Annotated in this window: 1 protein-coding gene; it reads left to right on the forward strand. The window is 64.7% G+C overall.

Translation table 11 applies throughout. The annotated features are described in order from the left end of the window. Nucleotides 1-255 (forward strand): hypothetical protein (locus tag ACRHNM_RS17365; protein WP_431137903.1); only part of this gene is annotated, 255 nt, incomplete at both ends.

Genomic DNA, 255 nt, shown 5'->3' on the forward strand with positions numbered 1-255 from the left:
GTTGCTGCCGGGCCGCGAATTTCCGATGGACGAGGACTCGCGCAACCGCTTCCGCGCGCGCTTCCGCGAAGAGTTCGAAGGCGATCCCTCGCGCGCCCTGCCCTACAAGGACATCGGCAACGGCATCCCCTTCGCCGGGGTCGAGTACTACCTGCCGCTGTTCTTCGACGAAACCGCGACGCTGTTCGACTACCTGGCGGAAGGCACCATCACCGTCACCGTCGGCGACATCGACGACGCCATGATGCGTTTCAG

Origin of the sequence: Psychroserpens mesophilus (genome assembly GCF_050617655.1) — a bacterium.
GTDB lineage: Bacteria > Bacteroidota > Bacteroidia > Flavobacteriales > Flavobacteriaceae > Psychroserpens > Psychroserpens mesophilus_A.